Here is a 10449-nt window from a genome sequence, read left to right on the forward strand (position 1 = left end):
TGCACGTAGTTCCTGAGGAAGCAAAGGTAAATGAGCCATCGACAGAATCTGTCCAGCCGGTCTTCGTTTGCCCTGATTGTGGTGCGCCGATGATCATTGTCGAAATCCTGGCACGCAAACCGTTGATCCGCGCACCACCCCAGCAACGAGGTGCATCATGAACTTCAGCGTCTTTCGATATGCAAAGCATTCGCCAACGCTTCATCGGCCAGAGTCGATGCGGGAAGGCTTTGTTTGGTGGCGTAAAATCCCCTGCTTTTATACGTCACTACAACAAAAAGCCAGTAGCATCTGCTTCGAGATGGTTCACCTAAACAATCTCATAGTCCATCAGGCCGGCTTGCTTGGCACGTCAAACAAAGATCAATCACTCAAATCTCCATAGTCCATCGCCTGTCCTGACCAACCTTGGTATATCCCGCGGTTTCCTCCCTCGAGGCTTGTCCGACGCCTGCCCTCAGCGTTCTGCCGACACCTGGCAGGCATGCGATTAAGGGCAGGCATCTGACAACCCTTAACATCAAGAGACAGACAAAGATTTCCAGTCAACGGCAGGTTAACTTTGAAAAGCGGTCATTCAATGGCCACCAGTGTTGTGCATCTACTAATTTTAGACAGACGTGTTCCATTGTAAAAGTAAATCCCGGAAGGTGACATACAACCAAGTTTCATATCCAATATCTGATTGATTCATGAACACCCTTCCCGAAGAAAACCCTTGGGTTAGGTTCGATACCGTACAGACCTGCAGCTTTTTGGTGCTTATCATTAAAAGCAAATGATTGGTATCACAATTGCTGTTTATGACCATCGTGTCATAGCCAAATAAAAATTGTCATCAATATCTAAAACATCAATTTTTGGAGAAAGCCATGAAAAAATTAAGTCAATTAAAAGGTAAGGCTATGACTTTTAGCCACCAGGTAGAAGGAAGGGTACTGCCACCGTTGCTATTATGGATGCTCGGTGTTCCAGGAGGGATTTGTGTGGTTTTATGGTTATTTTTCTTTAGAGATTAGTAAGCTAGAGCCGTTTAATAATGGAATTAAAAACTGGGATGCCATCTTTTAGAACAAGGTTTGTAAAGCTTGGAACTATAACTAAATTTATGGCATGTACTGCAATTTATAAAGATAGCCTGGGTTCAAATTAAAAAAGATTGGGGTACTTGTTCGGCTGAAATTTACGTAATTCGAAATTGTTAAGACGTTAATTATCTTAATGGAGCTGGATAGAACGAATGTTAAGGAACACAAGATATTAATAGATATTGCTGTGATTATGCGGCATTAAGAATTTATAAAGTTTTAAATTGGAGTCAAGTATGCCTATATTTAATGCTGAAGATTCAACACGTTCAAGCCTAGATCGCGTCCGAAGCTCCACCGCAGTTCATGTGAATGAAGAAATTGATCATCAAACGGATATAAATATTCATCGTTACAAGGACAAAAGCATGGCAGAAATTCTTGAGCGTATTCAAATGCTGGATAAGGAATGGGATATAGAGCGAGTGCTTGAGGTCAATGCCTCTACGTTAGCCCTAACCGGCCTGATTCTTGGTTTAACCAGAAATCGAAAATGGTTATTCCTGCCCGGCATTGTTTTGCCGTTTCTTTTGCAGCATGGATTACAAGGATGGTGCCCTCCCTTACCCCTATTACGCCGTCTTGGTATTCGTACCCGGGGAGAAATCGACCGTGAAAAATACGCGCTTAAAGCCCGACTGGAGAAAAGCTGAGTTGATTCTATTTAGAACAAACTTTTGTTACAACGAATACTGCTAAAAACCTACCTGATGAGCAATAATCTTCAGCCAATTTGTAACAAATACATAACTCACATTCATGTTGCCTGGATAATACCTGCACAAATCTGTCTGTAACAGATTTGCATTAACCCGAAGGGTGTCAGGAAAAATAAAATGACGTGAATCCATGCCGGTATAACGTTGTCTTCGTTTAGCTGACACCGCTGATAGGACAGGTATCAGTAAAAATTTCTTCACAACAAACAGTGATTACCTGGATAATCAGGCCCATTGTTGATAACTGTTTTTATGGTATAACCTCCAATGTAAAGACAAAGGCTAAATAGTATTCAATGTCAGCCACACTCCAAAAATATCCGTCTTGTTTGCTGAATTCCCGGCAACAATTAATGGCATCCTACCAACGTATTCGCAATACGAGTGTTGTAATTTGCGCTCCGTTGAAGCTGGACGATTACCAAATTCAAAGCATTGTCGAGACCAGTCCGCCTAAATGGCATCTGGCCCATGTGACATGGTTCTTTGAAACCTTTTTGCTAAAGGATGTCCTGCCGGATTACCAGCCCTTCGACCCGGATTATAGTTATTTGTTTAATTCCTATTATCAAACGGTTGGCAACATGCATGCACGTGCGCAACGTGACGTGTTGTCCCGACCGACTGTTGAACAGGTCTATCAATATCGTGCTGACATAGATAAGCGTATTCTCGATTTGCTCACTGAGATTGATGAAAGCCAGTGGCAAAAAATTGCTTTCCTGGTTACCTTGGGGCTGCACCATGAACAGCAACATCAGGAACTGCTGTATATGGATATCAAACACAACTTGTGGAGTAACCCCTTGCGGCCGGCTTATCTGGAGCGGCCTCAGCAGATTATTGAAATCCCCAGTGATTTAACATGGGAACAACGTCAAGGCGGCTTGGTAACGATCGGATTTGATGCAGACACCTTTGCTTTTGATAACGAGCGGCCCAGGCACAAAGTCTGGCTGGAGCCGCATCGTTTGAGCTCTCGCCTTATCACTAATGCCGAATATCAACATTTTATGGAAGATGGAGGCTATGATCGACCAGAGTTATGGTTGTCAGATGGCTGGCAGCACATCCTGAAAAATCAATGGAAATCTCCGCTGTATTGGGAAAAGCATGAAGGTCAGTGGTATGAATTTACGTTATATGGACTTAAGACATTAAATCCGGCAGCTCCTGTCGGGCATGTCAGTTATTACGAAGCCGATGCTTTCGCGCATTGGGCCGGAAAACGTCTTCCCCTGGAAGCCGAATTGGAAAGAAAACTGCTGGAAATACCGGTACAAGGACAGTTTAGCGATAGTGGTGTTTTTCACCCTCAAGGCGGTGAAGGCCACTATTACGGCTCATTATGGGAATGGACGGCATCATCTTATCTGGCCTATCCGCGCTTTAAACCCTGGCAAGGCAGCGTGGGTGAATATAACGGCAAATTCATGTGCAACCAGTGGGTATTACGTGGAGGTTCCTGCGTCACACCGCTGGATCATATTCGTCCAACGTACCGTAATTTTTTCTATCCACATGATCGCTGGCAATTTGCCGGGATTCGTTTGGCAGAGGATTTATGAACGCTCTCAGTAAAAAAATCAGTTTTCACGATTTTCAGCCTGAGCTGGAAAGCTTTCGTGAGGCCGTGCTTGATGGTCTAGCCCGTAAACCCAAGCAAATTCCGCCCAAGTTTTTTTATGATAAAACCGGTTCAAAACTTTTTGAAGCCCTTCTCGAACAACCCGAATATTACATTCCCAACATTGAAAGAGCATTGTTACAGAAACATGCAGACGAATTTGCCGAATTGATTAAGCCGGGTGCTGTATTGATTGAACCCGGTAGCGGCAGTTGCGAAAAAGTACAATTGCTGTTGGAGCGTGTTCTCCCAGCGGCCTATGTGCCTATGGATATTTCTGGTGACTTCCTTCAGCAAGCTGCCTGCGATCTGGGTAAGCAGTTCCCATGGTTACCTATTTATGCAGCTTGCCTCGATTTTACGCAGAAAATGATTTTGCCGAAAGGTGTGCCCTCAGGTCGACGCGTGGTATTTTTTCCGGGCTCCAGCCTTGGCAATTTTGACCCACTGGAAGTTCAGCACTTTCTGGCCGGAATTCACCGGCTGGTCGGTAAGGGTGGGGGTTTGCTGATCGGGGTTGACCGCAAAAAAGAACAAACTACATTGAATGCCGCCTACAACGATGCCGCAGGCATCACCGCAGACTTCAATCTTAATCTGCTCAGCCGCATCAACAACGAACTTGACGGCAACTTCGAGCGCGATAAGTTCGAGCATTATGCTTATTACAACGACCAGCTGGGTCGTATTGAAATGTACCTGGTCAGTCTAAACGATCAGCAAGTCACTATTTTCGGACAGGATTTTAGCTTCACAAAAGGGGAATTCATGCATACTGAAAATTCTTATAAATACAGCCCAGATGAATTCATTCATCTGGCCAATGCTGGAGGATTCAAGCATCAAAAAATATGGTCAGATAATAACCATTTCTTCAGTATTTACTTTCTTGAAGCTTATTAAAGTCAATTCGGTAATGGGTGTTTTTGAATGAAACCGTTAATTGACATTTCGCGGTTTTAGTCAAAATCACCCAAGATTAGATGAAAAATTTTTTAGTTTAGTTTAATCGAGTGAAACCCAAATTTTTATTCTGGGTTATTTGGGGATTGTTATACCAACCCGTTAGATGTAACAAACTGGCCATTTTTTAAAATTTCCAGTCTACCAATCTGGTTGGCTGTTGTTATGAATATCAGTCTTGGCTTTGTTACCAAACCAGTCCAAGCAGAAAACACTGGATCTGAAGATGTCCATCGGGGTTATCGGTATATCAAACCTGAAGGTGTAGCAACTACAGCGGGAAGTGCCAGCCAAAGCACTAAAGCATCCTCCGCAGCAAAGGATACTGGCGCACAGAAAACAAATCCAGATGAACAGGCCAAAAGACCTAATGAGAATGCCAGCGCAGCGACTACTAATTTAAGCACTAAAGATTGGCGGGTTAAGGTGCAGTGGAACGGTTATGGGAAGCTTCCCATAACCGTTCCGTTGTTCCAAAAACCCCAATAGCCAAACCACGGATACTTCATGCTCTCTAAGAATAATAAGGAAGCCGTGTGCAAAGTGAGCAGTTTTGAAGAGCCCTGTGCGGTAATTCCGCACGCAGGGATCTGTGAGGGTTGCGCCATTCCAGCAGGCGGCTTGGCGAGCATGCTGGAATGCTTCCGGGGTTCGTACCGTCGGCATGTTGTCAAAGGACTTCATGTGAACAAGGGAGATCCATCAGTCTCAAGCGGAGCTTGTAGGATCTGACAAGCTAATAATGCGAGGAGGATCCGATGGGCTGATGGAAGTCAGATTGGCTGATAGTACTCTGAGATCGGGAGAGCCGGTTACATGGGGAAGCGGCCAACAGTTATTGAATCGTTTATGGGCAACATGAGCTCTATACAAAGAGAGGTTACGGACTTCTATGCAAAGAGAAGATAATCCAGTCATGACAACAGGACTCCAACGAATAGCAGCGAAAGCTCGAAGTGAGACAAAACTCCAGTTTACGTCGTTGACTCATCATATTACGCGGGAAAGAGTATGGGGAAATCTTAACCGAATTCCCATCAAATCGGCACCCGGGTGTGATGGTCAAACGGTACTGGAAGCAAAAGAGAACTTTAACGGATGGGTTGACAGCATGCTGCAATCTGTCCACCGCAGAGGATACCAAGCGCCGCCGATACGGCGTGTTTATATCCCAAAGCCCGGCAAACAGGAAATGCGCCCATTGGGTGTGCCCTGTGTTACCGATCGCGCCTTACAACGTAGCGTATCTGAGGTGTTGTCATCCATCTATGAACAAGACTTCTTGTCCTGCTCTTTTGGTGGACGACCGCACCGTAGTGCGCACCAAGCGTTGGCGACACTCAATGAGATCATTGCAGGTCGCAAGGTGGGATGGGTGTTGGAGGCGGATTTAAAGAACTTCTTTGGGAGTTTAGATCATGGATGGCTACTCCGTTTTGTCGAGCATCGAGTCGGAGACCCGCGCATTATTAACCTGATACGTCGGTGGTTAAAAGCGGGGATTATGGAAGACGGTGAAATACACCCCAATACTGAAGGGACGCCGCAGGGTGGATCGATCAGCGTACTACTGAGTAATCTCTACCTGCACTATGTGTTAGATTTATGGTTTACCAAAGTGGTTAAAACTCACCTTGAAGGCGAAGCCTATTTGGTGAGATATATTGACGACTTTGTTATCTGCTTCCAATATCGGTCGGATGCCATGCGAGTGCAAAATGCACTACGCAAACGCTTGGCAAAGTTTGGACTTGAACTGGAACCGAACAAGACCAAATTAGTTGAATTTGGCCGGTTTGCCGAACGGCATGCGAGTAAACGAGGTAGAAATCGCCCGGAGACGCTGTATTTTCTAGGCTTTACAATCTACTGTACACGCAACCTAAAAGGTAATTATAGGGTTGGTTTTTGCACCGAGAAATCTCGGCTTAAGCGCAGTCTAACCAACCTCTGCGACTTGATGAAACGAATACGGCACTTGTCGATAAAAGAACAAGCTTTCAATCTTAACCGTGTATTGCGAGGGCATTTTGCTTACTATGGTATTGCTGGAAACTTTCGGGCTCTGCAAAGGGTTCACCGAATTGTTGAGCGCTATTGGCGGAAAATGCTAAATAGTCGCAACAGAGAAGGCCGAGTGACATGGGAAATATTCCAGAAAATTAAAGCACAATATCCGTTGCAGCGACCAAAGCTTGTACTTCCTTATCCGAAGTTACAGGCCATTGCTGTGTTGTGAATCAATGACTGAAGAGCGTAGTGCGGGAAATCCGCACGCTACGTTCTGTGGGAATCGGAGGCGGGTGACCGCCTCCGATGACCCGGTGGCAGTTCGGGTAACTGGCTGTTCTACCTCGATTGATGGTGAATATAAAGCGGCGCAGAGGCTCATAGAGCAGCACTATCTCAGCACTGAGATCAATGATATCGTTAGTTAGTCCGCGTGACTCACAATAGCGATCGCTTATAATCCTCTGGGACTTTAGTGTTGTTTGTTTAAACGCACCCAAAGTCAATCCTTTGCCTGTCGTATTATTTTCTGGCAATCAATGTTTTGAATCTCGCCTATATCAACTGGAGGTAGCAGCATGAGAGTAGACAAAGGATTAATTGAAAATTTTGGTTTTAAGATAGTACCGGAAAAATTTAAGGTGGAACGAAGGGTAAGCGGACTAAAATCACGAGGATAAGGGGTCATAGCAAGTTCAAAGGTTTCGTTTTTAAATGACAAATAGCCATTTCCATGAACTACACTATCCTTGGTATTGAGCAATAAAGTTTTTGACTGGGCAATCCCGTCTTTAATATCGACATCAACAACGGCGCAGAGAATAGGAATTTGAGTATCTCCCAAGATATAGTAGCCAAGAGCGTGGAAAATATCTAAACCTATCAACTCTACTATCAAAGCGCTAATCTTGCCATCGTATTGCACTAAATACGCTTCTCCATTGGAGCTTGAAAGTATCTCTTTAAGCGTATTGCCAGTACCTTTTATTTTCAATTTACCGTTAATTTTTCCCAACGTTTTCTGAATATCTTTAACTTTCCTGATTAGCTTGCTCAAAGACAGGTCAATCACATGAATTTGGATGTCAACATCTGCCGGGTTTTGAGATCCATGGGCTGACATCCAAAGGTTCACCCGGCCCTCGTCAATTCCGAACGTGACGGGTTCGAACTTCAATACACCGTTGTTAAGTGATAATTGGCCGTCAAAGTTGGTTATGGGAATTTCCTTGTTAATTATATTCGTGGCACGAAGTCGAGCCTTACCATTGGCTGCACGAATTTGTTTTAGGTCGAAATGATGATCAGGTATCAAAGCATCATCTTCCGTAACACTTTGATCTGGATGGTTAGGTTCGCCGCCAATAAATCCGCTTAAATCTGCAAGGTCAAGCGTTTTGGCGAACAAATCCATATTGAAATACAAGGGCTCCAGTTTTGGGTTGACCAGGACAGTTCCTTGCAAATCACTATGGCCAATTTCACCATTAAAATGGTCAAAGCGCCAAGTGCTATCATGACGGCTTAAATCCCCCGTTATTTTATAGGCTGGGCTAGGTGGTAAAGGGATGCCGGTTAAAGGAAATAATTCGGCAATATCAGACCCTTCAAGAGAAAGGTTAAGCTTTGGATCGGCAACTTGCAGAGGATGAATCACTGTGCCGCGAATGGCTATTTCAGTTTGGCCAAAAGCCATATTCAACTTGATCGGATATGGCTGCTTTTCTGAGCGCAATTCTGAATATGAACCTGCAGAAGCATGCAGATTTAGAGTTTTGTGTTGATAACTTCCCTTACTCTCAATGGTAATCGGCAGTTGCCAGCCACCAGAGCCTTTTAAGGAATCTATACCCCCTTCAAAATTCATATCACGGATTTCATCATAATAATGAAATATTCCAGAAATAATATGCAGATTCTCGAAAATAACCGGTAACTCAAGAACGCTTGAATCAGCTTTCCGGTCAGAAAAACTCCAGTTAGTATCACCTTTCTTATTTTTGAATAAGAATAACTCCGGCTTGCTAATGCTTAAATCATTAATGAAGATATCTCCATGAAATAGTTTCGGTATTGAAATTTGTAATGACAATTGATCAATTTGTGCAACATTTTCAGGTCTCGGCCAAGCCTTATTTTTGATTGAAATATTATTAAGAGTCAGTTCAGGTTGCCAGCCGATTTCCAGGAGAGTTTTGCCTTTTATATCAAGTTTTAGCTTTTCGGTATTAACGATAGTCTCAATAAACCAGGTTCTAAAGTTATTGGAATAGGCAAAATCTAGTAGAAGACTTACGATAGCAAAGAACCCTATCAGTAGAATAACTAAAAATATACGGGTTAGGGTTATCAGTTTGAAGTTCATTGGCTCTATGTGAATCCTAGTGGGCGCTGCTTTATAACTCATTGAAATACGCCTTAAAATAGACACTAACGTACGTTTTCGTACCGTTAATTTATCGAAGCTAGAGTAGAGTTTGGCAACTGGGCTAGAAAAAATGAATAAATTTCAATAATGCCACCTTTGACTTCCAGACGTAATAAATGCATGACGCCTGGAGGTCAAAGGTGGGGCAAATCCTGGGGAAATTGCATTTATCAAGCCAGTGTTCTGATACTCGCTTCTCTGTCCCACTGACGTGTCTTAGCTGCGGCAATAAAACGATCCAAGCAATCGATGGTAATAATACCGGCATCTTGTTTGATAGCCGCTGTTTTCAGCAAGGCTTCACCGCCTTTGTCAATGCCGATTGCTTTCAAATGTCCAAAAGCGTCGCGCACGAAATCGATAGCGGCCGCTTCCTTGCCCAATAACTCGGCGGCTTGGTCGGAGAGGATGATGGCGACCGCGTCGAACATAACCGACGGTGTACCGGCCAATTGGCCATCGATTTTCAAAAGCGAGCCGTCGGCGAGTTTCATGTCGCCGATTCTCGCTGCAATAAGCTTCACTTTTGCACCTGCCGAGGTGACTGCCTGCTTCACAGCATCAATACTGGCCGCATTTGATCCGTCCGCGACCAGTACACCGACAACCCGACCTTCAAGCGTATCCTTCATTTTGCCGATCAGTTGCAACGCTGGCGATAGCTCTAAGTCCTGTACTTCAATCGCCACAGTCGGTGCCGGCGGCAATTCGCTCATGCCGAGGCCAGAGGCTACCCTTTGTGCAAGGCCCTCTTCAATGTGACGCAAGTGGCCAACTATGGCTGCACGAATATGCGGATGCTCGACCTTCGAGAGTTCAAACACCAACGCGGAGGCAATATGTGCTTGTTCGTAAGGCGTCTGGCTGCGATAAAACTGCCGAGCCTGGCTGTAATGGTCGGCAAAACTTTCGGCTCGAACCCGCCCCTTGGCTCCGGACTCGTCCACCGCCGCGCTACGAAAGCCCTTCTCAGGTTGTTCGCGAGGGGAGTCGGCTGACAGCGTATTCGGTTCATAGGACACGCGTCCGCTTGGTTGCGCCAATTGCATATGGCCGTCACGCTGGTGATTGGCGAATGGGCACTGCGGCGCATTAACAGGTATCTGATTGAAATTTGCCGATCCCAAACGAGATAACTGCGTATCAAGATAAGAGAACAGACGCCCCTGCAATAGCGGATCGTTCGAGAAATCGATGCCGGGCACGACATGTGAAGGGCAGAATGCTACTTGTTCAGTATCCGCGAAAAAATTATCCGGCCAGCGGTTCAGTACCATGCGTCCAATAACTTGCAATGGCACCAATTCTTCCGGTATCAGTTTGGTCGGATCAAGATGATCGAAGGGAAAGCTGTCAGCATCTGCTTGAGAGAACAGCTGTACTGCCAAATTCCATTCCGGAAAATCGCCGTCACTGATCGCATCGAACAAATCACGGCGATGAAAGTCGGAATCGGCACCGGCGATCTTAACTGCCTCGTCCCAGAGGGCATAGCTATCTACACAAGTCACATTAGGAAATCCTGAGCTGTTTCTTGCAAAGCGGCAAGCTCCTCATGGGAGTAACAATCCAACACCTCCTGCATAGAAAGGAATATCCATAATCCTGCCAACA

8 protein-coding genes and 1 pseudogene are annotated in these 10449 nt (G+C 45.0%); 7 read left to right on the forward strand and 2 right to left on the reverse strand.

What is annotated here, in order from left to right:
• From RW114_RS21075 to ltrA, 7 genes and pseudogenes are all read left to right on the forward strand, one after another.
• A pseudogene (locus RW114_RS21075) lies at window positions 1–161 on the forward strand (IS91 family transposase); the annotation flags it as partial.
• Window positions 162–872: 711 nt separating this feature from the next.
• Window positions 873–1019, forward strand: a complete 147-nt coding sequence (locus tag RW114_RS18395) for a hypothetical protein (RefSeq protein WP_340124210.1) — start codon at window positions 873–875, stop codon at window positions 1017–1019.
• A 305-nt stretch (window positions 1020–1324) separates the two neighbouring features.
• Window positions 1325–1741 (forward strand): hypothetical protein, encoded by a 417-nt coding sequence (locus RW114_RS18400; RefSeq protein WP_340124211.1) that lies wholly within the window; start codon window positions 1325–1327, stop codon window positions 1739–1741.
• Window positions 1742–2103: 362 nt separating this feature from the next.
• Window positions 2104–3375: an ergothioneine biosynthesis protein EgtB gene (egtB, locus tag RW114_RS18405; protein ID WP_340124212.1), complete on the forward strand. Its 1272-nt coding sequence runs from the start codon at window positions 2104–2106 to the stop codon at window positions 3373–3375.
• Window positions 3372–4337 (forward strand): L-histidine N(alpha)-methyltransferase, encoded by a 966-nt coding sequence (gene egtD, locus RW114_RS18410; RefSeq protein WP_340124213.1) that lies wholly within the window; start codon window positions 3372–3374, stop codon window positions 4335–4337. The genes egtB and egtD overlap by 4 nt, the downstream gene beginning before the upstream one ends.
• 225 nt (window positions 4338–4562) lie before the next feature.
• Window positions 4563–4886, forward strand: a complete 324-nt coding sequence (locus RW114_RS18415; RefSeq protein ID WP_340124214.1) for a hypothetical protein — start codon at window positions 4563–4565, stop codon at window positions 4884–4886.
• A 403-nt stretch (window positions 4887–5289) separates the two neighbouring features.
• Complete coding sequence (gene ltrA, locus RW114_RS18420; RefSeq protein ID WP_340124215.1) at window positions 5290–6636, forward strand: group II intron reverse transcriptase/maturase; 1347 nt, start codon at window positions 5290–5292, stop codon at window positions 6634–6636.
• Between the two features lie 273 nt (window positions 6637–6909).
• Here ltrA and RW114_RS18425 read toward each other — a convergent pair whose 3' ends face one another.
• Window positions 6910–8814, reverse strand: coding sequence for an AsmA family protein (locus RW114_RS18425; protein ID WP_340124216.1), 1905 nt, complete (start codon window positions 8812–8814; stop codon window positions 6910–6912).
• 191 nt (window positions 8815–9005) lie between these two features.
• Window positions 9006–10346, reverse strand: coding sequence for a catalase (locus tag RW114_RS18430; protein ID WP_340124217.1), 1341 nt, complete (start codon window positions 10344–10346; stop codon window positions 9006–9008).
• Window positions 10347–10449 lie beyond the last annotated feature (103 nt).

It is taken from the genome of Methylobacter svalbardensis, from assembly GCF_037671525.1.
GTDB lineage: Bacteria > Pseudomonadota > Gammaproteobacteria > Methylococcales > Methylomonadaceae > Methylobacter_A > Methylobacter_A svalbardensis.

Coding starts and splice junctions, on each gene's coding strand:
- RW114_RS18395 (WP_340124210.1), top strand. CDS start 873: ATGAAAAAATTAAGTCAATTAAAAGGTAAGGCTATGACTTTTAGCCAC.
- RW114_RS18400 (WP_340124211.1), top strand. CDS start 1,325: ATGCCTATATTTAATGCTGAAGATTCAACACGTTCAAGCCTAGATCGC.
- egtB (WP_340124212.1), top strand. CDS start 2,104: ATGTCAGCCACACTCCAAAAATATCCGTCTTGTTTGCTGAATTCCCGG.
- egtD (WP_340124213.1), top strand. CDS start 3,372: ATGAACGCTCTCAGTAAAAAAATCAGTTTTCACGATTTTCAGCCTGAG.
- RW114_RS18415 (WP_340124214.1), top strand. CDS start 4,563: ATGAATATCAGTCTTGGCTTTGTTACCAAACCAGTCCAAGCAGAAAAC.
- ltrA (WP_340124215.1), top strand. CDS start 5,290: ATGCAAAGAGAAGATAATCCAGTCATGACAACAGGACTCCAACGAATA.
- RW114_RS18425 (WP_340124216.1), bottom strand. CDS start 8,814: ATGAGTTATAAAGCAGCGCCCACTAGGATTCACATAGAGCCAATGAAC.